The organism is Wolbachia endosymbiont (group A) of Anoplius nigerrimus (assembly GCF_947251795.1).
Classification (GTDB): domain Bacteria; phylum Pseudomonadota; class Alphaproteobacteria; order Rickettsiales; family Anaplasmataceae; genus Wolbachia.
Map to the genome: position 1 here is coordinate 164,633 of NZ_OX366385.1, position 25,521 is coordinate 190,153.

The window sequence follows — 25,521 nt, forward strand, 5'->3', positions numbered from 1 at the left end:
TATCATCAATTTATTTGAAGTGTTGAGTAAAGAAAGACTGATAAACAGGAGTATCGATAAAATAGACATAATTATCTACCCAAAATTAATAACATACATTCATTCTAAATAAACATTACATATAGTAAAAGAGTTATTTAGCATAATCAAAAAAAATATTTTAAACTGACATGCTATAGCTAGTGCAAGTCAGGGTCATACCGCCGCGGTATCTCTAGATCCCGCTAACAAGCAGCGGGATGACAAGTTTGTCGTTTATCAAATCGTCTGTAAACCTAAGTTACTTTAGCTATATAATAACTATTTCCCAAATCTTTCAGATCTACTTTTAAAACATCCTTTATGTTTAGCACCTTTTTCTCTGTTACTTTGCCAATACATGAATAAACCGCATCTTTAAACAATTCTTCAAACCTCTTCCGATTTTGTGGTGCAATAGTAACCAAAATTCTACTTTGCGATTCAGAAAACATTATTATCTTGTTTATTATGTCTGTATTTTGTGTTTTTCCTATTGGTACTAGTGAAAGATCGATTTCAGCACCAAGGTCTCCTGCAATTAGCGATTTTGCCAGAGCAATAATTAATCCGCCCAAGTTTGGTGCAATTGCAGAGGCAATTATGCCATCTTTTATTGCCTGGTTGTAACACTCATACAACTTCCTAGCGCTCTTTGCATCAACTTTTGGTACGTTGTTATTACCTATTCCACTATATAACTGATATTCAGATCTACCAAGTTCATCAAGTGTTTCTCCAAGCACGTATATTAAGTCCCCCGGCATTTTCACATCAAGCGATACCGCATTTTCAATATTTTCTATAATTCCAATTGCTGAGATGAGTAATGAAGGTGGTGCAGAGATCATCACTTTCTTGCCATTTTCATCATATCCCTTGAAGTCATTGAACATACTGTCTTTTCCGGATATGAATGGTGTTTTAAATGCAGTTGCAAAGTTGTAACAAGCCTCTGCAGCTCTCTTTAGTTGCCATAGCCTTTCTGGATTATAAGCATCACACCAGCAAAAATTATCGAGCAACGCTAGATGATTTATATTTCCTCCTGCAGCTACGTAGTTGCGTATGGCAGTGTCAATCGCACATGCTGCCATGTGATAAGTGTCAATTTCTCCATAACTTGAGCCAAATCCTTGCGATTTTACAACACCTTTGTTTGAAGAAAGAACTGGCCTTGAGACAACAGCTTCACTGCACACTCTTCCTTTGCCTTGCAGCGGTTTCAGTATTGACGATCCTTGAACCTCATGGTCATATTGCACCACTATAAACTCTTTGCTGCGTATGTTTGGTCTGCTTAGCATTTCTTTTAGTTCAGTCTCTTGATTTACTGTGTTGTGTGCTGGAATGACAGCAGGCTCCTTAGACCACGGCTTTGTTTGTAAATGCACTTTGGGATTACCGTCATGCAGAAATTCAGTTTCGATGTCCATTATTACTTTCCCTTCAGGACATTTAACAACAGCTTTACCACTCTCATTGAACTCTCCAATCACACAAACCTCCACATCATGTTTTTTCATAATTTGCTTAAACATAGGAAGATTTTCTTCTGGCACTGCTAAGGTCATTCTCTCTTGTGATTCTGATATCCATATTTCCCACGAAGCCATACCATCGTTTTTAAGGAGAACCTTGCTCAAATCAACTTCAAATCCGTCTTTTCCCATTTCACCAATAGACGATGATAGACCGCCTGCTCCATTGTCCGTTATTGCATTATAAAGACCAAGATCTCTTGCTTCCAAAGCGGCATTGGATAATTTTTTTTGTGTTATAGGGTCACCAATTTGTACGATTGTTGAAGGGCTGTTTCCCGACAATGCCTCTGAAGAAAAAGTTGCACCGTGAATTCCGTCCCTTCCAACTCTTCCACCAATAATTACGATTTTATCGCCGTTTTTAGGCCCTTTGATGTGCGAAGGTACATTATTTATACTGCGCGGAATAATTCCTACGCTGCCAACAAAGACTAACGGCTTTCCACAAAATCTATCGTCAAAATATACCGATCCAAGTTGTGTTGGAATACCAGAGCAATTACCAGCAACATTAACACCGTGAATCACTTCTTTCATTATATATTTTGGCGGTAAGATCTCATCAGTGCGCTCTTTATCCCTATAAAATTTGCCTTTTGCTTCTTTGGCAAAGCAAAAGTAATAGGTATTCATTATAGGCTCCGCGCCTTTCCCGAAACCCACTATATCACGATTAACTCCAAGCACTCCGGTCATTGCTCCACCAAAAGGATCGAGAGCTGAAGGGCTATTGTGAGTTTCAACTTTATCTACGATTAAGTAATCGTCATCAAAAATTATTCCTCCGGCATTGTCGGAGAAAACTGACACGCATATGTCAGAATTTATCTCACGCGTTGCACGCTTAATATAGTGAGCATATAGACCGTCTTTTATTTCATCAATAGGGGAGCAAAAAATATTGTGTTTACAATGTTCAGACCAAGTCTGTGCCAGAGACTCAAGTTCGATATCATATGGATTTCTACCGAGTTTTTTAAAGTAATCCTTTATAGCTTTCATTGCTGCCAGCGAGAGCCCTAAAGTGCCGTTACCATCGATTCCATCTCTGCTGATCTTTTCAAGCTCTTGGTCACTCACGTTGAGGTAAACAGACTTAGTACTATCCTCTGTCATCCCAACCCTACCTTCTGTTATTCCAGTGCTTGACACTGGAATCCAGTTTTCATTATACAATTGCTTGAAGTTTCCTGGATCCAAGTACTGGATGACACCAGGTGAGGCATTCGATTTACCATAATACTTCCAACGGCAATTGCTGTTTTCTTTATAAACAAGAATGCAATACTCAGTGATAGGGTTGAATTCTTGTTTTATATCATCTTCAGTTGCTTGACTTAGAATCAATTTTGAACTTCTTGCTTTTATACAAACATTTTCATCAATGTAGTTCTTGTTTATTAAATATTCTCTAACAATTTGTTTCACTGTGTTGCCTACATTATCGGTCATGCCAGGTAAAAAGCTTATCTCCAAGCCCCACTTTGCTTGTGGTTCTATGAAGTTATATTGAACTTCTTCAAGGTTTTCATTGTAGGAATAATAACGGCAGTCTTGTATGACTTTATTATAAAATAGCCCACAAATTTCTTCATGTAATTTTGATGGTAATTCTTTGCTTATGTAAATCAAGTAAACATTAACTACCCTTCTGCGGCCAACTTGCTCACATTTATTTAAAACTTCTATTCTGATGTTTGCCATGTAATATTGTGAAAGACTTTAATATATCATAGCATAAGAAACTGCGAGCACATTTATATTTTAAATAATTTCTATACAATAAAAGTATTGTATTAATTGTTACTGTTAGTGGGAAGAGTTTTTACCGTTAATGTGGATGAATCCCTTTTTGATGTGCTGGTTCAGCACATATTTTCTGAATATGAAAGAGAAAAAATTCCCGAGATAAAGATCATACTTCCCTGCAAAAGGGATGTAATAGCGCTGCTGAGTGCGTTCAAGAATTACAACGCTAAAAAATGCATAATTTTGCCAGAGATAGTTTCGCTAGAGAACATTGATGAGGAGGATTTAATATTAAATCTGGATAGAGTTAAAGTTATCAATCCAACAAAGAGGACGCTGCTACTCATTCAATTCATATTGGAATGGAATAGAAAAAATAATGATAATTTCCCAATTGATTTAGCTTATAGCCTGCCATCATTGCTTCAATCTACCCAAACAACGGATTGTTATCAATTCGATGAACGTTCAAAAAAAATAGAGAGTTTCATAAATTTACTTATTGAAACATGGAATAAAATTTTAAAAGATTTAGGAGTAGTAGATATATTAGAACATAAGAGTGATTACATAAACAATATGATAATCTCTTTACAAAAAGACCAAAATATAATCTTTGTTGGAATTGGAAAGGATAAGTCGTTAATTAAGGCTATATATGACCTGCCGTTTGGAAAAATAATTTTGCCTAATCTGAATTTGAAAATTAAAGAGAAAGATTGGCAATTACTTGATAAAAAACATTATCAATATTGCCTGAAAGATTTGTTGGATTATTTAAATGTAGATAGAAGGGATGTGAGTTTTCTGCCAGAAGCACACATTGGTGTCATTCCAGCGCGTGACGCTGGAATCTATAGATCCCAGTGTCTGGGCACTGGGATGACAGGAGGTTCTGCGGAATATCTTGATTGCATCTTTGATACAACTGCCGATCTAAGCAAAGTTAGTAATGGCCATATTGGCAATATTGAAGTCATCACTTGTGATTCCAGAGAGGAAGAAGCACAAGTGACATCATTAATTATAGAGAATGAAGGTTATGAAAACGTTTCTTTGGTTGTCTTTGATAAATTACTTGCAGCTCGTATAGCATGTTTATCAAGGCAACACAGTGCTATACCGGAAAATTATCTTTATATAACGCTTCTACTTTATAGTATCGAAGTTTTGACCTCAAATTGGAGCAGTGTGGCATTACTTTCGCTCCTTAAACATAGGCTAGTGACTTTTGGTTACACTCAAGAAGAGTACTCTCGGATTTTATCTGAATTTGAAATAGAGATATTACGCAACTTTAGTACAAATGGCCTTAAAGATATTATAGATGCTATTAATACCTATAAAAAGCTAAAACATAAAGAGGATATATTACTTATTATCAATAGGTTAGAGGCTATACTTAATCTTTTGCTTAACTCTATAAATTGCTCTATTTCTGATGTGGTGGCAACTCATTTGCAGTGTGTTAATATATTATCTGGTATAAATTTTTCAGAGCTAAATAGTGAAATAGGTAATTTTACCTGTAATTTCTCAAATGCATGTGAGGGTGTAGAAATTAAATGCTCCTTAGAGTTATATAGCCAAATTCTGACCTTATTTTTAGAGAAAGAGTTTTTTTCTGTAGCAAATGACTTGAATAAATTCAGCTTATATCACAATAAAGTTGTAATACTCGCTGGATTTAATGAAGCGCCAAGCTTTCAAGGGCCGCTTTTGAATGCACTTACGAGAGAAAAATTTAACCTTCCTTCTGCGCAAGAAGAGCAGGGGTATTTTTTTTATACTTTACACAATTTGTTTTGTGCAAGTAAGGTTTATATTACAAGATCGCTAAGCCATAGAAAACCAATTCTATTGCAGCGTTTGGAAATTCTGCTTAAGGAGGGGAAACAGCCGTATCGTGATTGGCTGAGGGTGTTAAATACGCCTGAATGTACTGTTCCATGTACTCAGCCTATGCCAAAACCTCAAACTGAAGTTAGAAAAGAAAAAATGCAGGTGATGTCTTGCAGTGCAATAGAAAAGCTAATCCGCAACCCTTATTCATTTTACGTTGAATATATACTGGGCCTTAAACAATTAAGAGACTTGAATTTTAAGCCATCGATATTGGAATTTGGCACTATGGTACACAACATTCTTGCAAGATATTTACGCAACAAAAAATCGCCAATGAGCATTGCACGAGAAGCATTCTCGACTAGTCAGTTTAATTTTTCAAATATGTGGTGGGTAAGACTGCAAAGGATAATTCAATCTTTTGTCGAATTTGATGAGACTCGAAGCAATTATGTTGAGTTGGAAAAGAGTTTTACCTGTCCGATATTTCATATTCCAGCGCGTGACACTGGTTCTTGTGATCAGTATGAAACTGCTTGGATGACAAATAGGCCACAAGAAATTTCACTGACAGCAAGATGTGATAGAGTTGAGTATCTACCAAGTGGGCAAGTAGCAATTATAGACTATAAACTTGGTTCACCACCTTCCAATGAAGAAGTGATATCGGGGTTTTTTCCGCAATTAATTTTACAAGCCTTAGCGGTAGAACATATAACAAAAAGAGAAGTCTCAGAACTTGCTTATTGGAAACTTGATTATGATAAAATAAAAGTTGTTTCTATACAAAATTATAGATACAAAATGCAAGAATTAAAAAATGATCTGCCTGGTTTTTTATCTAATTATTTAAGTAATTCCACACCTTTTATTGCCTCTCCATATTTTCTGAGATTTAACAGCTATAAACAGCTAGAAAGGGTAGGGGAGTGGTTGTAAATGGTGTCATGTAAGTAGCTGACACTGGTTCACTCTATAATGGTGTCATCCCAGTGCCCAGAGGTGTCATCCCAGTGCCCAGACACTGGGATCCAGAAGACTTGATTCTAACCAAGTGGCTGCATAATAAAGACTGGATGCCAGTGTCAGCTACTTGCATGACAGCAGTTCTACGTCATGCCGCCGCGAACCGTCATACCGTCACGGTATCTCAGCCGCTAACACGTAGCGGGATGACGATTGTCGTTTAGCCATAAATATTAAGGAATTTACCAAATGAAAAAAAAGGCAAAAGAAACCCTAGGCTCTGTGGACAAAAAATATGAAAAGAGAGAAAAAGATGGTAGTTTAGCCTAATAGGTAAAAAATGGAGAAACTACCATATGCAATATTACATCAAAGAGGAAAATTGGAAACAAATTTTAGGCTCTGTGGACAAAAAATATGAAAAGAGAGAAAAAGATGGTAGTTTAGCCTAATAGGTAAAAAATGGAGAAACTACCATATGCAATATTACATCAAAGAGGAAAATTGGAAACAAATTTTAGAGTTCATAAAAAGCGTAAAAGGAATGCACAGCAAAGATGAAAAACGTTTAAGAATATTCATAGAGGCAGTGTGGTACATAGTGCGAAGTGGTTGCCAATGGAGACTTTTACCAAAAACTTATGGTAATTACAGGAGTATACATAAGCGATTTAAAAGATGGTGTGAAAGAGATGTCTGGAAAAAATTGCTTGAATATACTAAACAAGAGCCTGATTTAGAAGTTGCTATAATCGACGGTACGATCATCCGAGCCCATCCATGTTCATCTGGATATACAAAAAACTCCAAGGATCAAGAAGCTTTAGGGAGGAGCAAAGGTGGCTTTACAACTAAAATACATGCGCTTGTCGATGCACTTGGAAATCCACTTAAATTTACTCTGACTCCTGGTCAAAGAAATGAAATTACGCAGGCACAAGTGTTGACCGAAAGTATCTATAACTCTACTGTAGTAGCTGACAAGGGCTACGATAGCAATGCCTTTGTTACAAGTCTTGAAGACAAGGGATGTACAGTAGTTATTCCGCCAAAACGGAATCGAAAAGTGCAAAGGTATTACGATGAGCATATCTACAAAGAACGTCATTTGATTGAGTGTTTTTTTGGTAAAATTAAAAATTTTAGGCGCATTTTTTCCAGATTTGATAAAACTGCTGAGGTTTTTATGGGTTTTCTCAATTTTGTTGGAGCTCTTGTATGGCTTCTCTAAAATTTTGTCCACAGAGCCTAGAAGCTATAGCGTACGCAGCAGAGTAAGCATCATCATTTGTTGTTGCTACGATTTTTTTTAATGCCCTTGCTTCGTAAATAAAGTCAGAAAGGTCGAATAAACCGTTTACTTCCCCTCCGGGGCTGTCTATGTCCAGTAAAATTGTCCCTGGCTCTAAGCCCGACAGTGCTACTCCTTGTTCATTACTCTCTCCTTCTCCCATGATGTTTGCTTCTGGATCAAGTCTCGTAATAAACCCAGCAAACATCGCTGCTGTCTTTTTTCTCACTAATTCTGCATCGTCATATTGATCAAGTTCATAGAGCTTTAACAGCACTGTAGAAAGCCACGGTACTCCTCGAATCTGCCCAGGTCTTAGTGGTCTATAGATATGTAAAACATCGTTTGCTGGCACTCTTACTGATTCGCCAAACGAGCCTTCACCTGGATGTTCTCTAAATAGGTAATATGCCTCTCGTTGTCCAAGTCGGTTAAATTCAATCCCGTTTCTTATTAGAACCTGTTTAAAATCTTCGTAATAGGAGAGAAATAAAGGAAAGGACAATCATTTGTAAGCTAGTGTTGAGTTTACGTTCGCAATTTTTCCACAACCGCCTACACTTTTCCAACCAAGCAAAAGAGCGCTCAACGACCCATCTCTTTGGCAATACAACAAAGGTATGTAATTCACTTCGTTTTATTACTTCAACGATTGCACCGATAGTCGTTTTTATTTGAGTTGCAAAATTTTCTCCTGTGTAGCCAGCATCAACCAATATATTTTTAACTTCAGAGAGGTTTGCTTTAGCATTTTTCACCATTTTCACAGCACTAGTTGCTTCTGCCGTTGTTATATGAATTGCATGTGGCAGACCTTGTGTATCAACTGCGATATGGCGCTTTATGCCTGAAATCTTTTTACCTGTATCATAGCCTTTTTCTTCAGCAGTATCTGTGTTTTTAACACTTTGAGCATCAATTATACAGAAACTGGTTTTCTCTTTTCTACCATTGTTAACACGGACCTCTCCAACTAGTTTTTTTTAAAACCAGTTCCAGTAAACTTGGTTTTTCTCCATTTTTTTTACTCCAGATTTGAAAATAGTAATATATGTTTTCCCACTTTGGAAAATCCTTTGGCAACATTCTCCACTGGCAACAACTTTTCAGTACGTATAAGACTGCACAAAATACTTCATATAAATCAAGTTTTCTTGGTCTTGTTTTCTTCTTGCTACTCTCTAGTATTGGTCTGATTTTTTCAAATTGCTCTCGACTTATATCACTTGGATAACTTTTCCGCATAGACACCTCTCATTATTAATCTATGCTTATTTTACCTCATCTCTCCGAGATTTTAAACAGGTTCTAAGCTACAACACTACTGACTAGTAATGCCGCACCAACACTACTAGCCAAAATTGCTCGTCTTTGTTGCATTGATGGTTTTTCTTTTTTGTCTGCAGTATTTTCTTTGCTAGATCCATTATCAAAACATGCAGCAGAAGAAAGGCTGTTGGAAGCATTTGGTTCTTGTATGTCAGTTTCTGTTACAGCAGTTTCATTTTTTTCGCATATTCCAGTATTATCAAGCTTTTCTATTGAAGCAGCGATATCTTTGTCCTCTATAGCTATTGCATTACTGTTTTCGCATGGTTTATGTTCTATAGATTCTTCAAGACTACTTTCATTACTATTTTCATATGCATCAGCCGGTGTCTCGATATTACCAATAGTATCTTGAAGCACTTTTTCACTTCTAGCTGTAGTAATTTTGGCTGTTACAACAGTGGACTGCTGGGTTGCTCTCTTATTAAGAAGATTTCCCAGTTCTCTTAGAGCATGTCTTCAAACTGAAGAATGAGCTAATTTGTGAAGCATAATAGTGATCATATTAAAGAAGATATAGTTTTTTGAGGTGAGAGGAGAATGCTCGTAATCTTTACTCATGCGCCTAAAATTGGAAAGCCAGGCAAAAGTTCTTTCAACAATCCAACGTTTGGGAATAACTTGAAATCCTGTATCAACTATTTTCTTGGCAATCGTTAATAAACATCCCGTTTCCAATAAGCATCTGTTTTGTAATTTACCTATGTACCCTTGATCAGCAAAAAACTTACGTAAAGTTGGAACTTTGCATTTAGCTTGGGCAAAAAGATTTAGAGCACTATCACGATCTTGAATACTTGCACTCTGTACTTCAGCAGCAATTACAAGACCCACAGTATCTACAATAATATGGCGTTTTCTGCCCTTTATTTTTTTGCCAGCATCATATCCTCTGGATCCCCTTTTTGAGTAGTTTTCACTGACTGGCTATCAATTATACCTACTGATGGAGTCTTATTTTTACCAATCATCTCTCTTACTTTTTTAACTAGAAAATCATGAATTTCTTGCCATATTCCACTTTTTTTCAAGCGCGAATTACAACTATATACGGTTTTCCATGGTGGAAAATCTTTAGGCAGTTGTCTCCATTGACATCCTGTTCTCATCATATAGCGGATTGCATTAATAATTGTTCTAATACTATGTTTTCTTGGTCTGCCGGTCTTTTTAGGTTCAAAATATGGCTCTATTGTCTTCCATTCTTTGTCACTTATATCGCTTGGGTACATCTTAAAATGTACCTTATACCATACTTCTTAACTTCTTTCTACTCAGTTTGAAGACATGCTCTTAGATAAAAGGAAATTACAAAAGAATATTAATAATGGTAGTCCTGCAAATGTGGGCAATAGTTACTCTCAACCAAGAGCAGTGAAAGTTGGTAATGGTGATGTAATTGTAATCGCTCATAACTTAAAGGATCAAACTTTAGTTTCTTGGTATTTAAAATCAGATGGAAGTGGAAAATTTAAAGCATTAGCTGGAAAAAACCGTATCACAGAAAGAAAATTATTGGAATTTGGTAACCCAGGGCAACTGGCATTAGATGGAAACACGATACTTTATTCGCAAGTGAGAAAAGACATTGCTAGGCTCTGTGGACAAAAAATATGAAAAGAGAGAAAAAGATGGTAGTTTAGCCTAATAGGTAAAAAATGGAGAAACTACCATATGCAATATTACATCAAAGAGGAAAATTGGAAACAAATTTTAGAGTTCATAAAAAGCGTAAAAGGAATGCACAGCAAAGATGAAAAACGTTTAAGAATATTCATAGAGGCAGTGTGGTACATAGTGCGAAGTGGTTGCCAATGGAGACTTTTACCAAAAACTTATGGTAATTACAGGAGTATACATAAGCGATTTAAAAGATGGTGTGAAAGAGATGTCTGGAAAAAATTGCTTGAATATACTAAACAAGAGCCTGATTTAGAAGTTGCTATAATCGACGGTACGATCATCCGAGCCCATCCATGTTCATCTGGATATACAAAAAACTCCAAGGATCAAGAAGCTTTAGGGAGGAGCAAAGGTGGCTTTACAACTAAAATACATGCGCTTGTCGATGCACTTGGAAATCCACTTAAATTTACTCTGACTCCTGGTCAAAGAAATGAAATTACGCAGGCACAAGTGTTGACCGAAAGTATCTATAACTCTACTGTAGTAGCTGACAAGGGCTACGATAGCAATGCCTTTGTTACAAGTCTTGAAGACAAGGGATGTACAGTAGTTATTCCGCCAAAACGGAATCGAAAAGTGCAAAGGTATTACGATGAGCATATCTACAAAGAACGTCATTTGATTGAGTGTTTTTTTGGTAAAATTAAAAATTTTAGGCGCATTTTTTCCAGATTTGATAAAACTGCTGAGGTTTTTATGGGTTTTCTCAATTTTGTTGGAGCTCTTGTATGGCTTCTCTAAAATTTTGTCCACAGAGCCTAGAGGTTTCAAGGGCCTCTCTGGTTCAAGAGGCGCAAAGGGTGAACAAGGGCATAGTGGCATGGATGCAAATCCTGAAGAAGTTGCAGATAAGCTAGTCACTACTAGAGCCACTGGGTTTAAGGAGATGATGCTTAACTTCACTGATTCCAGTGGAAAAATGTTAATGGAAGAACTTGCAGGCAGTTCAAGTCTGCATACTGGGGTTGCACAAAAATTAATTGACAATGAAACCATTGCGAATAAAGTACTTGAATATCGTGATAAAGGTGGAAATTTACTGCTAGAGCAACAGATTATAGGAAGACTTTATGATGAAAATATTCACGAAGGAATAGCTAATAAACTAATTGATAACAGAGCTCAAGAGTTAGCAGACGCGTTACTAAGTAGTGCTGACAATGATACATTGGTAGAGAAACTTGCAAACAGTACTGAGCTAATAAAAAGCATTTCAGAAGAATTAAAGCAAAATCCAGGAAAAGTTCAAGGACCAAAAGGTGATAAGGGAGCAGATGGAGCGCCAGGAATACCTGGAGAAAAAGGTGATCAGGGAGACATAGGTCCTAAAGGCGATATGGGTGATAAAGGAGATACCGGAGCGCCGGGTACAGATGGATTAAAAGGTGACAAAGGAGTAGATGGATTACCAGGGATGCCTGGAATAAAAGGTGATCTTGGTCTCAAGGGAGATAGAGGTGAAATTGGAGCACCAGGAATGGATGGATTGCCAGGTCTACAAGGCTTTAATGGCATGCAAGGAGAAAAAGGTGCTCAGGGTCTAAAAGGGGATAAAGGTGGATTTGGAATTGTAGGAGCCCCAGGGCAACCAGGATTAGATGGACTACCTGGAGAAAAGGGAAATAAAGGAGACATAGGTCCAAAAGGTTTAATCGGCGATAAAGGTGATACAGGAGAGCAAGGTCTTCCAGGTCCAAAAGGTGACCAAGGAGACACAGGTCCAATAGGTCCGCAAGGCTTGAATGGTACACAAGGTGTACAAGGACAAAAAGGTGATCAAGGAATACAAGGTCCTAAAGGTGATAAAGGAGATTCAGGTCCAGTAGGTCCTCAAGGAGTAGATGGTGCTCCAGGTGTGTCTGGTAATAAAGGGGATGCTGGTCCAAAAGGCGATATGGGTGATAAAGGAGATACCGGAGCGCCTGGTACAGATGGATTAAAAGGTGACAAAGGAGTAGATGGATTACCAGGAATGCCTGGAATAAAAGGTGAGCCAGGTCTGAGGGGCTTCAATGGTACACAAGGTCTTCCAGGTGCCAAGGGTGAGCCAGGCATAGATGGATTGAAAGGAGATACAGGTTCAGTAGGTCCTATAGGAATAGATGGAACTCCTGGAAGCAAGGGTGAAAAAGGAGATTTAGGTCCAAAAGGTCCAAAGGGAAAAGATGGGGTAGGTGCTGCGGTGGCTGATCAGTTTCTTAGCGAAATAAATAAAACAAAAATTGAAATTCAGAATGCTAAAAAGGCAGCAGAAGATGCTAGGCTCTGTGGACAAAAAATATGAAAAGAGAGAAAAAGATGGTAGTTTAGCCTAATAGGTAAAAAATGGAGAAACTACCATATGCAATATTACATCAAAGAGGAAAATTGGAAACAAATTTTAGAGTTCATAAAAAGCGTAAAAGGAATGCACAGCAAAGATGAAAAACGTTTAAGAATATTCATAGAGGCAGTGTGGTACATAGTGCGAAGTGGTTGCCAATGGAGACTTTTACCAAAAACTTATGGTAATTACAGGAGTATACATAAGCGATTTAAAAGATGGTGTGAAAGAGATGTCTGGAAAAAATTGCTTGAATATACTAAACAAGAGCCTGATTTAGAAGTTGCTATAATCGACGGTACGATCATCCGAGCCCATCCATGTTCATCTGGATATACAAAAAACTCCAAGGATCAAGAAGCTTTAGGGAGGAGCAAAGGTGGCTTTACAACTAAAATACATGCGCTTGTCGATGCACTTGGAAATCCACTTAAATTTACTCTGACTCCTGGTCAAAGAAATGAAATTACGCAGGCACAAGTGTTGACCGAAAGTATCTATAACTCTACTGTAGTAGCTGACAAGGGCTACGATAGCAATGCCTTTGTTACAAGTCTTGAAGACAAGGGATGTACAGTAGTTATTCCGCCAAAACGGAATCGAAAAGTGCAAAGGTATTACGATGAGCATATCTACAAAGAACGTCATTTGATTGAGTGTTTTTTTGGTAAAATTAAAAATTTTAGGCGCATTTTTTCCAGATTTGATAAAACTGCTGAGGTTTTTATGGGTTTTCTCAATTTTGTTGGAGCTCTTGTATGGCTTCTCTAAAATTTTGTCCACAGAGCCTAAAAGTGCTTCTGAAATCTTCGCCAAAGAAGCTGAAGGTTTTAAAGAAGAGGCTGACAATTTTGCTGATAAAGCATTTCAATCAGAAAAAAATACTCAAGCATTGCATAGTCAGATAAAGGATATATTTTGTAAAACAAAACCTACAGATCAAGTTTGTACTGTACGTAGAAAGAAGAGGGAAATTGAAAAATTAAATAATCCACCAGTAACAAGTGGAGCAAGTAGGCCAACTTCATTTATATCTCAAGTAATAAATTTCTTTTATCCTTCTGTAAAACAAGATGAATATAAAATAGAGAATAAAATACAAGAGCTTAATCAAGTGGCAAAAATAATAGATGCAGCAGATATTGTTATGAGATTTGAAAAAGTATTAGAAGAAACAGCTTCAAAATGCGGCATTCCAAAGAAAAGCCTAAATTTTGATCCAGTAAAACTACAGTCAACCATTCTAGATAGGTCATTATTTAATGATGAAAGTCGTAACGAGCTGTTAAAACTCTTATATTTATCTGCAAAAAAATCATGTCCAAATTATAAACAAACTGATAGATTTTTGGCTACTTTCAAAGATCGTATGGAAAGAACATTAGAAAACAATGAGCAACAAAGGGGGTTTGTTAATATTGAGAAAACAGCAACAGATAACGAGCAGCCAAGGAGTTTTATGAGCGATGTTACTCCTCCAAGTAGTTTCAAGGCGATTGATCTGAAGGCTGTTAATTGTTTAAGGTAATAGTATGGGAAATATATTTAGAATAGATAATAAAGATCCGCTCTATAAGAAGCTGATTAAACTTCCTACTGCATATTACAGATTAGAGTTTAATAACAACAAGTATACTATTCGTTCACACATTGGTACGGCTGAGTTGGGTGATACTATTAGTGATTTAAAGTTACAGAAGCTGGGTGATGAAATAGTTTTATATAAGGGAAAATCACCTCTGAAAGTGAAAAATGAAAATGGTGAAGAAGAGAACCTTATTATAGAACAAGAAGCTATCATAAGTGAAAATAGTGACGATATTGTAAAAGGGTTTGGATCAAGCCCAATAAAGATTTTGCTTTACCACATAAAAGATAGTCCATATTTTGGTGCCAAATTACTCATTTCTAGAAACAGTACAACAACTGGAGTACTAAACTTCATCAATTTTAATGATGAAAATGATCCAATACTACAACAGATCAAAGGAGAAGAAGGTGGACTTTATTTTACAATAGAAGATAATAATATCTACATATCAGACAAAAATGGAGAGTGTCTTCCAGTGTGTGAAGATGGCAGCTGCTATAAGTATCAATACACAAAAGATGAATGTAATGTATTAACAATAAGTGATGTATCAACAATAATATATAGCTTAAAGCAGAAATTTACTTTGCAAAAAGGAGAAGAATTATCGACTAATATCTATGAAGCAAATATTGTCTTGAATGGTAAGCCCATAGCTACTTTACCAAAAATAGGTTACTACATGCTCGATGATCAATTGATTATGCATAATCATCATAATCATGTTACACAAGAGAAGGTAGTTATCCCAAGAGATTTTCACTATTTAAAAGTTATTAAATTTAATGATGATGATTGTAAATTAACGTTTTGTAATTTTTTAGGTAATGAATTCTTTGAATACAAAAAATACGATCCCCAGTATTCGAACGTTTCAGATGAATATAAATTCATCAGTTTAAATTGTGTAAAAAAAGAATACAATCCAAATCTCAGCGAGTTATTTAGTCATCGACCATCGTTTTTTATTACAGAAGAATCTCCTGAACCAGGCTCTCCAGGTCACTATTCAGTTGCCGTGTTCGAATTCATAAGTGGTAAAAAAGGTAGGAAAATGGCTACATTAATTGATGAATTTGGTTGTTTTGACAAAGATAATAAGTTTTACTATTGCGATTATCATAAAAAAACGGAATATGATACTTATGATTCTTCTGAGATTAATCTAAAAGAAATGTATAAATGGACAGATGAAAGTAGCGAGTTTTATTTTGCAAAAGATGATAGTATAGTTCTTCATACTATTCCAGAATTATTTTAACCATACTACAGGTGGAAAAAATCAAACAATATTTGTGAGCGGTTGGTATAATATTTAGTCAATTTAGATGATCTTAGCTACAAAAGTATTTTTTACCTCATTTGTTTTTGGGTTTATTCTTTTTCCCTATTTTATAAAGCTTCTAAAAAAAATAAGTAAAGATGGGCAACCAATTAGATCATGTGGACCAGAAAGTCATTTAATAACAAAAAAGAATATACCACCTATGGGCGGAATAATAATACTGATTTCTTCTTTATTACCAATTTTACTCTGGGCTCAGTTAACACCAGAAATCTTGCTGCTGATATTGACAACTCTATTTTTTGCTCTACTTGGATTTATTGATGATTATTTAAAATTGAAGACAAATCACTATCGAGGTTTAAGCGCAAAAACCAAAATACTTATTCAGTTTATTGTTGCTCTGGTTGGTGTGTTTATACTTAAGCTATACTCTGCTGAAGGTTTTACAAAAACGTCCCTATTTAAAGGAGTAATAATTGATTTTGGCTATCTATATGTCCCATTCGCTGCGTTTGTAATTGTCGGCTCTGCTAATGCTGTGAATCTCACAGATGGTTTGGACGGCCTTGCTGCAACTCAAGTCATCACTTCCTTTGCTTTTTTGGGGCTAATTGCATATATAACTCAAGCAGATATGAATATTACTTTATTCTGCATTGCATTTATAGGAGCTATTTTAAGTTTCTTGTGGTTTAACACACATCCAGCAAAAATATTTATGGGTGATGTTGGTAGCTTGTCGGTAGGTGCAGCTTTAGGGTTAACTAGTGTCCTAATTAAAAGAGAAATGCTTTTTGCCGTTATTGGAATAATCTTTGTAATAGAGACTCTATCTGTTATTATTCAGATATCATATTTTAAATATACAAAGTTTAAATATGGAGAAGGAAAAAGAGTTTTTCTTATGGCACCAATACATCATCACTTTGAGAAGAAGGGATGGTCAGAAAATGCAATCGTTATGAAATTTTGGATAATTTCTATTATCTGTTCAGTTTTTACTATAACTTTCTTATTATAAAACCTATGAAATACCCAGACTTTACATTAGAAAATAAATTATCAGGAGTGATAGCAGGAGTGGATGAAGTTGGAAGAGGTCCGCTAGCTGGTCCAGTAATATCCGCAGCCGTAGTGTTTATTGATAGAAATACAATTATTGATGGAATCAACGACTCAAAAAAGTTGACTTCTCAATGTAGGCAAGTCCTATATGAAAAAATAACATCCGTTGCGAAATTTGGTATAGGAATGGCAAGCGTAGAAGAAATAAATTCATACAATATCTTGCAAGCAACAAAACTTTCAATGAAACGTGCGTTGATAGACTTGGACCTAGAATTAGATTATGTGCTAGTTGATGGTAATCAACCACCTGAAGTAAAATGGCAAGTGAAATCCATAGTAAATGGTGATAATTTGAGTACATCAATTGCAGCAGCTTCAATCATTGCAAAAGTTACGAGAGATCGGCTTATGCGAGAATTACACAATAAGCATCCTGAATATAATTGGTATAAAAATAAAGGATATGGAACAAAAGAACACCTTAACGCTATTGGCCTTTATGGAATTACAGAACATCATAGAAAAAACTTTGCACCCATATCTCAGGCATTATAGCCTTTAATCACTCACCCTTTTTTGAAATTTCATTAAATAGGCAAACTATACTCGATCCATTCCTTAAGGTAAACACTGAACTTACCCTTTCGATTATCAGGTAGTTGTCAGTTGTACGGAAGTTTACTAAAGACTCATACCCTGCAGAATCAACCATAAAAACTGCCGGGAAATCAGAGTTTATTTTATTGAATTGTAAATATGTAAATTTTCCGTCATCAAAAACCTTAATTGGTATTATTGACTGACTGCCTTTAACGTGCGAGATGGAATAATTAAAATTTAAGCCCTTCTTTACAACTTCAATGTCGTTTATATCAGGAATAATGGTATGACTAGCTTGTTCGAAGATATCGCCGTTATTTGTTGTGTAAATCTCATCACTGCTAAATAGTGGATAAAGAAACCTTACTTCATATGCTAATTTTGGATCATCTAGTCCAGTTGCTTCTTCAGCATGAAGTTCAAAGTAATAAACTCTTTTATTGGTAATTATAGTTGCGTTAGTATCGGCAATATCATCTATAGGCTTAATAAATAATCTGTTACCTTGAGGAAGGAGTTGCCAACCAGTTGAATCACCCATTGAAAGGTTTTGTATTACCTCCCCTGGTTCAAACAATATGCTGGATTGATAACCATAAAAACCCGTATACTTATGTATAGCTTGTGGATTATAATTTATTACCTTTATGTGATTATCTCCAGCTATTGAACGTGGCTCCTGTTTTGCAAGTGCATCACTACCACAGAGGAATAACAGTACGGCAAACAGTAAACCAATCATAATATCAAAATAAATTAATCTTCATTTTATCATTGATAGACATGCACTGCAACTGTTAAGGCACTTTCTATACTATAAACTCCAAAGCAAGCGGTAGAAAAGGCAAGAAATAAGGCAAACTCCTTAAATACTTTAGAACTACAGGAGGCTTTACCTGAACGGATATACTTGGAATCCTGCCATTTTCACTTTGTAAACATACCAAGAATTCTGTCCATTATTCCACCCATATTTGCTTCAGCTTGAGTATACTCTATTTTACCACCGTGCAAGATTAGTTTAATATCTGAACCAGGTGATATATTAACAAATTTACTGCCAACAACTCCACTGCTAGTGATCAGAGCTGAACTATCAATTGGCAATTTTATGTCTCTGCTTATACACATATCGATTCGTGCTACGTAGGTAGCTTTGTCAAGTGACACACCAGTTATGCTTCCAACGTCCACACCAGAGATCTTGACACTATCACCAACTCCTATACCGTTAGCGTTAGCAAAAAGACCATATATTTTATAGCAATCCTTATAGTTTTTCTTTATGTAAGATAGCTTATCAATAGCAAAGAAAATTAGAAAAATAGTGAAAATTAATACAAATAATCCAGCGGTTATTTCAAGTATATTTGACCTTCGCATCTTTAGTTATCAGGACTCCAGCTTTTATAGTAATTTTTCACTTTTTGGTTTGGATAGTATGCATCTTTTGTACCCGTTAAATTAGGAGTATGTTTTACTTTTCTTTTTTTATTATTAACTGGTACTACATTATCAGTATAGTGAAGCCATATATGCCACTGTGGAGGCACTGTTGTAGGCTCAGAGACACTGCTATATATAACCCACCTTTTCCCTTTACTTGATTCATAGTAAGAATTTCCATTTTCATCTCTTCCTACAAATTTATCTTCTCTTCGTAATAGGCGTTTTATTGCGTTACAAATTTTAGATAACATAAGAGTATTAAAACAAAAAGTATTATATATACTAATACTTTAACGATATATTAACAACAATTTAATGCAATTACCAATTTTACAAGTTATTATACCAATAATTGCATCAATGTTTTGCTTTCTTACCAAGAAACACAAGGTGTCTTGGTTTATTTCTTTTATTGCAACAACAATCACTCTTATCATTTCATCGATACTACTCGTTAAAACACATAAAGGCGAGATTATAACTTATCACCTTGGAAATTGGGCTCCTCCGCATGGAATAGAGTTAAGAATCGACGTGTTAAACTCCTTAATTCTAACCCTAGTGAATTTTATAGCGCTGATTAGTGTGCTTTATAGCTTTTATATTAACGAAAAAGAGATTAGCAAAAACAAAATCACTGGTTTTTACTCTCTATTTCTACTGTGCTTAAGCGGACTGCTCGGGATTCTAGTAACAAACGACATATTTAACCTTTACGTTTTCTTGGAAATTTCATCTCTTTCTTCTTATGTATTAGTTTCAATGGGAAGGGATAAAAAAGCCTTGGTTGCAGCATTTGAATATCTAATTAGTGGAACAATAGGCGCAACATTTTATTTATTTGGCATCGGGCTCTTGTATTCAATGACTGGAACACTCAATATGTCTGACATGGCTGAAAGAATAGTTCCATTATACGATAACAACATCATAAAACTTGGCACATTGTTCATTTTTGTTGGTCTCTCAATTAAAATGGCACTGTTTCCATTAAGCAGGTGGCTGATTAATGCATATAGTGAGGCGCCAAGTTTCATTAGCATATTCTTTTCAGGCACAGTGACAAAAGTGATGATATATGTTTTCATTAGGATCTTCTATACTGTTTTCCATCAGAATTTCTTCTTATTTAAACCATCACTAAGCAACGTGATAATTATCCTCGCACTTTGCGCTGTTATATTTGGGTCAATATCTGCAATAACTGTAAAAGATATAAGAAGACTGCTTGCTCACTCTAGTATTAGCCAAATTGGTTATATAATTTTAGCACTGAGTTTTAACTCAAAAACAGGTGTATTTGCAGCAATTCTTCACATAGTAAACCACAGCATAATAAAAACATCTTTATTTATGGCTGCAGGATGTATTTCTTACAAATTTGATACAACAAAAATAGAGAATTTATCGGGACTCAAGAAATCAATGCCTTATACAGCACTTGCGTTCACTCTACTCAGTTTAGCATTAATCGGTGTGCCGCTAACAAATGGCTTTGTAAGCAAATGGTATATAATGAAAGCAGTTATGGAATCTCGCGCGTGGATTTCCCTGATAGCTTTTGCTGCCGGTTCTTTTCTTGCACTAATATATATGTGGAAGATGGTAGAGAAAATGTATTTTGAAAATGATGCAACGTCACGCACTAGAATGACACTAGGCAAAATTAATGATGTGCCATTTCCTATGCTTTTCTGTCTATTGTTTATGGCAGCTTTAACAGTAGTAACTGGAATATATAGCACTCCAATTCGGTTAGTAGTTGAGAAGTTGGTTTTTTGATTTTTATCTTTGTTTCATATTTTACTATACTTTAAGGTTATAAGTGTGGATAGGCTGAAGAAGATTCATTGGTTATTAGTCATTAACGTGATAGCTCTGTTTTGCGTTGGCATTGCTGTTCAATACTCTTCTGCTGGAGGAAAGTGGGTACCATTTGCAATTCACCAAATAGTCATATTTTCCTTCTTTTTCCTACTCGCTATAGCTATGTCATTCATAGAGCTAGATTTTTATTTGAAGTACGCCTACTTTTTTTATATAGCAGCAGCGATTTCACTATTAGCAGTAAATTTTTTTGGCTCACACATAATGGGTGCGACGAGGTGGATAAGAATTGGATCAATTAGTTTGCAACCATCAGAATTTGCAAAAGTGGGCTTAATACTTGCACTTGCTCGTTATTTTGATAAGCAGAGTGTGTATAAAATGATGGAATTTAAAAGATTGCTTAAGGCGGTAATAATTATTTTCTTGCCCGTATTCTTGGTGTTAAAGCAACCTAATTTAGGCACAGCTGTAATAATGTTACTTATAGGGATGTCAATTATATTCACAGCAATAATAAAAAGATCTCATTCAGTAATATGTGGAACTCTTGGCATTTTTGCAGTACCGGCTATTTGGCCTTTTTTACGTCCTTATCACAAGCAAAGGATATTGTCGTTTTTGGATTCATCAGTGGATCCACTTGGAATAGGTTATAATGCGCAGCAATCTCAGATAGCTATTGGTTCAGGAGGTTTGCTTGGTAAGGGCTTTGTTAACGGAAGTCAAACTCAACTTGGATTTTTGCCGGAGAAACGTACAGATTTTGCTTTTGCAGTGCTGAGTGAGGAATGGGGATTTTTAGGTAGCATGGCTTTAATTTTGCTTTATACCTCATTACTTGGCATAATTTTCTCTATCGCTTATAGGTCGAAAAATTATTTTTCTAAGTCGGTATCTATCGGCATTTTCGCCTTTTTTAGTGCTCATTTCTTTATAAACATCGGAATGACAATGGGCCTCTTACCTGTGATAGGCGACCCATTGCCATTTCTGTCCTATGGAGGAAGTACAACTGCTGCAAGCTTAATATGCATAGGATTATTGCTGGCAATAAAAGCAGATGAACAACAAAATGCTTGTATTTTACCTATGCTAAAGTAAAATTAAATTTTACTTAATAGTTTTTATGCTAGATGAAATGCGTGAGGAGTGTGGAGTATTTGGCATAAGTTGCAACCAAAGTGCTGCTTTTAACTCTATACTTGCTCTCCACGCTTTGCAGCATAGAGGTCAAGAGTCTTTTGGCGTAGTAACCAGTAACAACGATAAGCTGCACTCTTATCACTTTCAAGGTCAAGTGAGCAGCGTATTTGATGATATAGATGAAATAAAGAAATCCTTACCTGGAGATTGTGCAATAGGTCACGTTCGATACTCAACAAGTGGTAATAAGTTTGGAGTGCAGCCCATGCTTGGCAAAAGTGGCAAATTTGGGGATTTTGCCATAGCACATAATGGTAATTTAATTAATATTTCTCCAATACGCGAACAATTAATTAAACAAGAGTGCGTTTTTCAGTCAGATATTGATACAGAAGTAGTAGTGCATCTGACAGCAAGCGGTGAAAAAGATAGCTTCTTAGAGAGTTTTATATATGCATTAAAGCAAATACAAGGTGCTTATTCTTTTGTGGCAATCAATCAAGAAGTAGTTATTGGAGTACGTGATTCATCTGGAATCAGGCCTCTTGTTTTAGGAAAGTTAAACGGTTCTTACGTTCTTGCATCTGAAACTTGTGCTCTTGATATAATAAATGCAGAGTTTGTTAGAGAAATAGAACCAGGCGAATTAGTTACCATCAGTTCGGATAGTAAGCTAGCCTCAATGTTTCCTTTCCCACAGCAAAAATCAAGTTTTTGTATTTTTGAATACGTTTATTTTTCAAGACCAGACAGCATAATGGAGAATAGGTCTATATACGATACAAGAAAAGAAATAGGAAGAATACTTGCGAAGGAAAGTCCACCAAAAAACAATGTAGATATGGTTGTACCAATACCTGATTCTGGAATACCTGCAGCTATTGGATATGCAAAGCATTCAGGGTTACCTATGGAACTGGGAATAATTCGTAATCATTACATAGGAAGAACTTTTATACAACCAACCGCTGAAGTACGTAAAGTTAGAATAAAATTAAAATTCAATGCTAATAAGCACATTTTGAAAGGTAAAAACATAATTTTAATAGATGATAGTATAGTGCGTGGTAGTACGTTAACAAATATAATAGTTATGTTAAAGGATGCAGGAGTAAAAGAGATTCACCTCAAAATTTCAAGCCCACCAATTAAGCATTCTTGTTTTTATGGAATAGATACGCCAGAGTGCAAAGATTTAATTGCTGCAAATAAATCTGTAGAGGAAATTAAGGAAGTTATAGGAGTAGATAGCCTAGCCTTCTTGAGTATTGATGGATTATATCAGGCTGTTAAAGGAGAAGTGCGTAACAATGCTACACCACAATATTGTGATGCTTGTTTCACTGGTGATTATCCAATTGGCAAATAGTCTACGCAAGATCTTAAGTTTTTAAACCGCCAAAATTTCTCTTGGCCTTTACTAATTCCGATTCTCGGAGTGCACACATAATCTGGTTTGAGGTGAGATTCATAAACACAAAATTCGTGGCTTATAGTAAGGTCCCGTTTGTTATGTTCTTTTGTAATGTTTAATCTTTTACACAATATTCCTGGCCCACCTAAATTTGCTTCAAGCGGTTCAATGAGCTTTAATCCCCGTATTAACACTGCTGCTGGGAACCCTTCTGCTTCTGTTACAATATTTAAACAGTAATACATTCCATATATAAAATACACATATGAAAACCCCGGCATACCAAACATTACTGAGGTTCGATTAGTATAGCCTCTTGCCGCGTGACAAGCTGGGTCATTCATTCCTATATAGGCTTCAACTTCGGTTATTATTCCACTAAAGTTAGAAAATTTGAGGACTTTTCCCAATAACTCTCCAGCTACAGTTAAGGTCGGCCGCTCGTAGAAATTTCTTGGTAGTATTATGTTGCTCATTATAAGAGTATAAGTTACTTGCAGGTGCAAGCAACTTATACTAATTATTACTTTTGTTTTTTCTTACTTCATTTGAGCAGCAGGAGCTTGATGCTTTTGTGTTGTGCTCTCTGTTACATCTGTTGAAGGTTGCTCCAAAAATTTTACTTCTTCAGAGCTTTGTTGTAATTGTGTTTGTGGCAATTGTGATGCTAATGCTTCATGTAAAGGCTTTGCTTCATATTGCCTTCCTACTTTTACTTCTTTATGTGCAGCTAATTGCTCCATAGTAACACCATTACCCTCAATAAGTTTTATAGAACCATTATCGTGAATGCTAATTTTAATATTACATTCCTTTCCTTCAACATGCCACTTCAGAGTCATCTCATATGACCCATTTGCCACTTCGTAAATTTTTGTTCCATGCTCGTCAATTCGGAGACGTATCCCTCTTTTTTCGCTTGGAGGTAGTAACAATGTAAATGCTTTTGCGTTACATTGTTTGCACACATCACTATTTAAAAATTTAGCTATATTTATTCCTTCTTGTATATTGTCTAGCATAACTCTTACAGTAAGTTCAGGCTTACCTGGCTTTCTACCTGTTCTAAGAGCATGTCTTCAAACTGAGTAGAAAGAAGTTAAGAAGTATGGTATAAGGTACATTTTAAGATGTACCCAAGCGATATAAGTGACAAAGAATGGAAGACAATAGAGCCATATTTTGAACCTAAAAAGACCGGCAGACCAAGAAAACATAGTATTAGAACAATTATTAATGCAATCCGCTATATGATGAGAACAGGATGTCAATGGAGACAACTGCCTAAAGATTTTTCACCATGGAAAACCGTATATAGTTGTAATTCGCGCTTGAAAAAAAGTGGAATATGGCAAGAAATTCATGATTTTCTAGTTAAAAAAGTAAGAGAGATGATTGGTAAAAATAAGACTCCATCAGTAGGTATAATTGATAGCCAGTCAGTGAAAACTACTCAAAAAGGGGATCCAGAGGATATGATGCTGGCAAAAAAATAAAGGGCAGAAAACGCCATATTATTGTAGATACTGTGGGTCTTGTAATTGCTGCTGAAGTACAGAGTGCAAGTATTCAAGATCGTGATAGTGCTCTAAATCTTTTTGCCCAAGTTAAATGCAAAGTTCCAACTTTACGTAAGTTTTTTGCTGATCAAGGGTACATAGGTAAATTACAAAACAGATGCTTATTGGAAACGGGATGTTTATTAACGATTGCCAAGAAAATAGTTGATACAGGATTTCAAGTTATTCCCAAACGTTGGATTGTTGAAAGAACTTTTGCCTGGCTTTCCAATTTTAGGCGCATGAGTAAAGATTACGAGCATTCTCCTCTCACCTCAAAAAACTATATCTTCTTTAATATGATCACTATTATGCTTCACAAATTAGCTCATTCTTCAGTTTGAAGACATGCTCTAAGACTTGCTGCTTTATAGTGAGGAAAATATTTCTTTGCTTCACTAATAACTTCTTCAAGAACTTTGCCTACAACATACTTACCCCTATGCTCATTTTGTCCTTCTTTGTCAGTTTTAGCAGCAGAAAAGAATTTACGTCTTGTTTCTTCATCATCAAGATCTATAACTTTACTATGGTCACGTGTATCTTTAGTACCTGTAAACGGCTTCTCGCCTGGTGCAAGTTTGGGCGCACTATCAGGAAGTCCTTTTTCTACTGCATAAGAGTCATCGCTTACACTTTGATCAGGAGAAGTTTCAATTGTTGATTTAGGTACATTTTTAGTATCCGAAATCGAATTATTATCAGAAGGATTGATATTTAGATTAGGAGAAGTTTTAATTTGAACTACAGTTTCAGTGCTATTTAACATATATGCCTCCATTATTATAATATACAAACGTCAGCATACAAACACCATTCCAACTAGTC

At 35.8% G+C, this 25,521-nt stretch carries 26 protein-coding genes and 1 pseudogene; 15 read left to right on the forward strand and 12 right to left on the reverse strand.

Features of this window, described 5'->3' with window-relative positions:
* Positions 1–275: 275 nt before the first annotated feature.
* Positions 276–3,266, reverse strand: coding sequence for an AIR synthase-related protein (locus OPR26_RS00935; RefSeq protein WP_265015967.1), 2,991 nt, complete (start codon positions 3,264–3,266; stop codon positions 276–278).
* Between the two features lie 108 nt (positions 3,267–3,374).
* Here OPR26_RS00935 and OPR26_RS00940 point away from each other — a divergent pair, with 108 nt between their 5' ends.
* Positions 3,375–6,095 (forward strand): PD-(D/E)XK nuclease family protein, encoded by a 2,721-nt coding sequence (locus OPR26_RS00940; RefSeq protein ID WP_265015968.1) that lies wholly within the window; start codon positions 3,375–3,377, stop codon positions 6,093–6,095.
* A gap of 505 nt (positions 6,096–6,600) precedes the next feature.
* Positions 6,601–7,353, forward strand: coding sequence for an IS5 family transposase (locus OPR26_RS00950; RefSeq protein WP_264702259.1), 753 nt, complete (start codon positions 6,601–6,603; stop codon positions 7,351–7,353).
* Between the two features lie 127 nt (positions 7,354–7,480).
* On the opposite strand, the pseudogene OPR26_RS00955 reads toward OPR26_RS00950, so the two are convergent.
* From OPR26_RS00955 to OPR26_RS00975, 5 genes and pseudogenes are all read right to left on the reverse strand, one after another.
* Positions 7,481–7,870: pseudogene (locus OPR26_RS00955) on the reverse strand (phage portal protein); the annotation flags it as partial.
* A 7-nt stretch (positions 7,871–7,877) separates the two neighbouring features.
* Positions 7,878–8,658 (reverse strand): IS5 family transposase gene (locus OPR26_RS00960; RefSeq protein WP_265015969.1). Its coding sequence is split into 2 segments (ribosomal slippage): positions 7,878–8,396 and positions 8,398–8,658, totalling 780 coding nucleotides; the frame shifts between segments, so codons are not numbered across the junction.
* A 63-nt stretch (positions 8,659–8,721) separates the two neighbouring features.
* Positions 8,722–9,102: a hypothetical protein gene (locus OPR26_RS00965; protein WP_265015970.1), complete on the reverse strand. Its 381-nt coding sequence runs from the start codon at positions 9,100–9,102 to the stop codon at positions 8,722–8,724.
* Between the two features lie 99 nt (positions 9,103–9,201).
* Positions 9,202–9,612 carry a transposase gene (locus OPR26_RS00970; protein ID WP_320157296.1) on the reverse strand — a complete coding sequence of 137 codons (411 nt, stop codon included), beginning with the start codon at positions 9,610–9,612 and terminating at the stop codon, positions 9,202–9,204.
* Positions 9,609–9,974 carry a transposase gene (locus OPR26_RS00975; protein ID WP_264731180.1) on the reverse strand — a complete coding sequence of 122 codons (366 nt, stop codon included), beginning with the start codon at positions 9,972–9,974 and terminating at the stop codon, positions 9,609–9,611. The genes OPR26_RS00970 and OPR26_RS00975 overlap by 4 nt, the downstream gene beginning before the upstream one ends.
* Positions 9,975–10,029: 55 nt before the next feature.
* Between OPR26_RS00975 and OPR26_RS00980 the strand changes: the two genes are divergently transcribed.
* From OPR26_RS00980 to OPR26_RS01015, 8 genes are all read left to right on the forward strand, one after another.
* On the forward strand, positions 10,030–10,359 hold the full coding sequence (locus tag OPR26_RS00980) for a hypothetical protein (protein WP_265015803.1): 330 nt from the start codon (positions 10,030–10,032) through the stop codon (positions 10,357–10,359).
* Positions 10,360–10,416: 57 nt separating this feature from the next.
* The gene (locus tag OPR26_RS00985) at positions 10,417–11,169 is read left to right on the forward strand and encodes an IS5 family transposase (protein ID WP_264702259.1); all 753 of its coding nucleotides are present in this window, start codon (positions 10,417–10,419) and stop codon (positions 11,167–11,169) included.
* Between the two features lie 4 nt (positions 11,170–11,173).
* On the forward strand, positions 11,174–12,712 hold the full coding sequence (locus tag OPR26_RS00990; RefSeq protein ID WP_265015971.1) for a collagen-like domain-containing protein: 1,539 nt from the start codon (positions 11,174–11,176) through the stop codon (positions 12,710–12,712).
* Positions 12,713–12,769: 57 nt separating this feature from the next.
* The gene (locus tag OPR26_RS00995; RefSeq protein WP_264702259.1) at positions 12,770–13,522 is read left to right on the forward strand and encodes an IS5 family transposase; all 753 of its coding nucleotides are present in this window, start codon (positions 12,770–12,772) and stop codon (positions 13,520–13,522) included.
* 4 nt (positions 13,523–13,526) lie between these two features.
* Positions 13,527–14,279, forward strand: coding sequence for a hypothetical protein (locus OPR26_RS01000; RefSeq protein WP_265015972.1), 753 nt, complete (start codon positions 13,527–13,529; stop codon positions 14,277–14,279).
* Positions 14,280–14,283: 4 nt separating this feature from the next.
* Positions 14,284–15,603 (forward strand): hypothetical protein, encoded by a 1,320-nt coding sequence (locus OPR26_RS01005; protein ID WP_265015973.1) that lies wholly within the window; start codon positions 14,284–14,286, stop codon positions 15,601–15,603.
* Between the two features lie 67 nt (positions 15,604–15,670).
* Entirely contained in the window at positions 15,671–16,651 is a 981-nt protein-coding gene (gene mraY / locus OPR26_RS01010) for a phospho-N-acetylmuramoyl-pentapeptide-transferase (protein ID WP_265015974.1), read from the forward strand.
* 5 nt (positions 16,652–16,656) lie between these two features.
* On the forward strand, positions 16,657–17,253 hold the full coding sequence (locus tag OPR26_RS01015; protein WP_265015975.1) for a ribonuclease HII: 597 nt from the start codon (positions 16,657–16,659) through the stop codon (positions 17,251–17,253).
* Positions 17,254–17,260: 7 nt separating this feature from the next.
* Here the strand turns inward: OPR26_RS01015 and virB9 are convergent, their stop codons facing one another.
* The 3 genes from virB9 to OPR26_RS01030 form a co-directional block, all read right to left on the reverse strand.
* Positions 17,261–18,040, reverse strand: a complete 780-nt coding sequence (gene virB9 / locus OPR26_RS01020) for a P-type conjugative transfer protein VirB9 (RefSeq protein ID WP_265015976.1) — start codon at positions 18,038–18,040, stop codon at positions 17,261–17,263.
* A gap of 185 nt (positions 18,041–18,225) precedes the next feature.
* Entirely contained in the window at positions 18,226–18,681 is a 456-nt protein-coding gene (mlaD, locus tag OPR26_RS01025) for an outer membrane lipid asymmetry maintenance protein MlaD (RefSeq protein ID WP_264703084.1), read from the reverse strand.
* 2 nt (positions 18,682–18,683) lie between these two features.
* Positions 18,684–18,998 carry an NADH-ubiquinone oxidoreductase subunit NDUFA12 family protein gene (locus OPR26_RS01030; protein ID WP_265015977.1) on the reverse strand — a complete coding sequence of 105 codons (315 nt, stop codon included), beginning with the start codon at positions 18,996–18,998 and terminating at the stop codon, positions 18,684–18,686.
* Between the two features lie 64 nt (positions 18,999–19,062).
* Here OPR26_RS01030 and OPR26_RS01035 point away from each other — a divergent pair, with 64 nt between their 5' ends.
* The 3 genes from OPR26_RS01035 to purF are packed head-to-tail and all read left to right on the forward strand — an operon-like array spanning position 19,063 to position 23,089.
* Entirely contained in the window at positions 19,063–20,529 is a 1,467-nt protein-coding gene (locus tag OPR26_RS01035; RefSeq protein ID WP_320157294.1) for a proton-conducting transporter transmembrane domain-containing protein, read from the forward strand.
* Positions 20,530–20,574: 45 nt separating this feature from the next.
* On the forward strand, positions 20,575–21,678 hold the full coding sequence (rodA, locus tag OPR26_RS01040; protein WP_265015978.1) for a rod shape-determining protein RodA: 1,104 nt from the start codon (positions 20,575–20,577) through the stop codon (positions 21,676–21,678).
* Positions 21,679–21,703: 25 nt separating this feature from the next.
* Entirely contained in the window at positions 21,704–23,089 is a 1,386-nt protein-coding gene (gene purF / locus OPR26_RS01045) for an amidophosphoribosyltransferase (RefSeq protein WP_265015979.1), read from the forward strand.
* Here purF and OPR26_RS01050 read toward each other — a convergent pair.
* The gene (locus tag OPR26_RS01050; protein ID WP_265015980.1) at positions 23,071–23,610 is read right to left on the reverse strand and encodes a DNA-3-methyladenine glycosylase; all 540 of its coding nucleotides are present in this window, start codon (positions 23,608–23,610) and stop codon (positions 23,071–23,073) included. The genes purF and OPR26_RS01050 overlap by 19 nt on opposite strands.
* A 63-nt stretch (positions 23,611–23,673) precedes the next feature.
* Positions 23,674–24,156, reverse strand: coding sequence for a hypothetical protein (locus OPR26_RS01055; protein ID WP_265015981.1), 483 nt, complete (start codon positions 24,154–24,156; stop codon positions 23,674–23,676).
* A gap of 108 nt (positions 24,157–24,264) precedes the next feature.
* Here OPR26_RS01055 and OPR26_RS01060 point away from each other — a divergent pair, with 108 nt between their 5' ends.
* A complete protein-coding gene (locus OPR26_RS01060; RefSeq protein ID WP_265015672.1) occupies positions 24,265–24,630 on the forward strand; it encodes a transposase in 366 nt (121 codons plus the stop codon).
* A 20-nt stretch (positions 24,631–24,650) separates the two neighbouring features.
* Positions 24,651–25,037 (forward strand): transposase, encoded by a 387-nt coding sequence (locus OPR26_RS01065; RefSeq protein WP_265016255.1) that lies wholly within the window; start codon positions 24,651–24,653, stop codon positions 25,035–25,037.
* Here the strand turns inward: OPR26_RS01065 and OPR26_RS01070 are convergent.
* Positions 25,022–25,462, reverse strand: coding sequence for a hypothetical protein (locus OPR26_RS01070; protein WP_265015982.1), 441 nt, complete (start codon positions 25,460–25,462; stop codon positions 25,022–25,024). The genes OPR26_RS01065 and OPR26_RS01070 overlap by 16 nt on opposite strands.
* Positions 25,463–25,521: the final 59 nt, after the last annotated feature.

What these genes read in the sequence shown, in the direction of transcription:
- purF (WP_265015979.1), top strand. Translation starts at nt 21,704, where the DNA reads ATGCTAGATGAAATGCGTGAGGAGTGTGGAGTATTTGGCATAAGTTGC.
- OPR26_RS00950 (WP_264702259.1), top strand. Translation starts at nt 6,601, where the DNA reads ATGCAATATTACATCAAAGAGGAAAATTGGAAACAAATTTTAGAGTTC.
- mlaD (WP_264703084.1), bottom strand. Translation starts at nt 18,681, where the DNA reads ATGCGAAGGTCAAATATACTTGAAATAACCGCTGGATTATTTGTATTA.
- OPR26_RS00995 (WP_264702259.1), top strand. Translation starts at nt 12,770, where the DNA reads ATGCAATATTACATCAAAGAGGAAAATTGGAAACAAATTTTAGAGTTC.
- OPR26_RS01055 (WP_265015981.1), bottom strand. Translation starts at nt 24,156, where the DNA reads ATGCTAGACAATATACAAGAAGGAATAAATATAGCTAAATTTTTAAAT.
- OPR26_RS01060 (WP_265015672.1), top strand. Translation starts at nt 24,265, where the DNA reads ATGTACCCAAGCGATATAAGTGACAAAGAATGGAAGACAATAGAGCCA.
- OPR26_RS01070 (WP_265015982.1), bottom strand. Translation starts at nt 25,462, where the DNA reads ATGTTAAATAGCACTGAAACTGTAGTTCAAATTAAAACTTCTCCTAAT.
- OPR26_RS00975 (WP_264731180.1), bottom strand. Translation starts at nt 9,974, where the DNA reads ATGTACCCAAGCGATATAAGTGACAAAGAATGGAAGACAATAGAGCCA.
- OPR26_RS00935 (WP_265015967.1), bottom strand. Translation starts at nt 3,266, where the DNA reads ATGGCAAACATCAGAATAGAAGTTTTAAATAAATGTGAGCAAGTTGGC.
- OPR26_RS01005 (WP_265015973.1), top strand. Translation starts at nt 14,284, where the DNA reads ATGGGAAATATATTTAGAATAGATAATAAAGATCCGCTCTATAAGAAG.
- OPR26_RS01035 (WP_320157294.1), top strand. Translation starts at nt 19,063, where the DNA reads ATGCAATTACCAATTTTACAAGTTATTATACCAATAATTGCATCAATG.
- OPR26_RS01050 (WP_265015980.1), bottom strand. Translation starts at nt 23,610, where the DNA reads ATGAGCAACATAATACTACCAAGAAATTTCTACGAGCGGCCGACCTTA.
- virB9 (WP_265015976.1), bottom strand. Translation starts at nt 18,040, where the DNA reads ATGATTGGTTTACTGTTTGCCGTACTGTTATTCCTCTGTGGTAGTGAT.
- OPR26_RS01015 (WP_265015975.1), top strand. Translation starts at nt 16,657, where the DNA reads ATGAAATACCCAGACTTTACATTAGAAAATAAATTATCAGGAGTGATA.
- mraY (WP_265015974.1), top strand. Translation starts at nt 15,671, where the DNA reads ATGATCTTAGCTACAAAAGTATTTTTTACCTCATTTGTTTTTGGGTTT.
- OPR26_RS00985 (WP_264702259.1), top strand. Translation starts at nt 10,417, where the DNA reads ATGCAATATTACATCAAAGAGGAAAATTGGAAACAAATTTTAGAGTTC.
- OPR26_RS00980 (WP_265015803.1), top strand. Translation starts at nt 10,030, where the DNA reads ATGCTCTTAGATAAAAGGAAATTACAAAAGAATATTAATAATGGTAGT.
- OPR26_RS01030 (WP_265015977.1), bottom strand. Translation starts at nt 18,998, where the DNA reads ATGTTATCTAAAATTTGTAACGCAATAAAACGCCTATTACGAAGAGAA.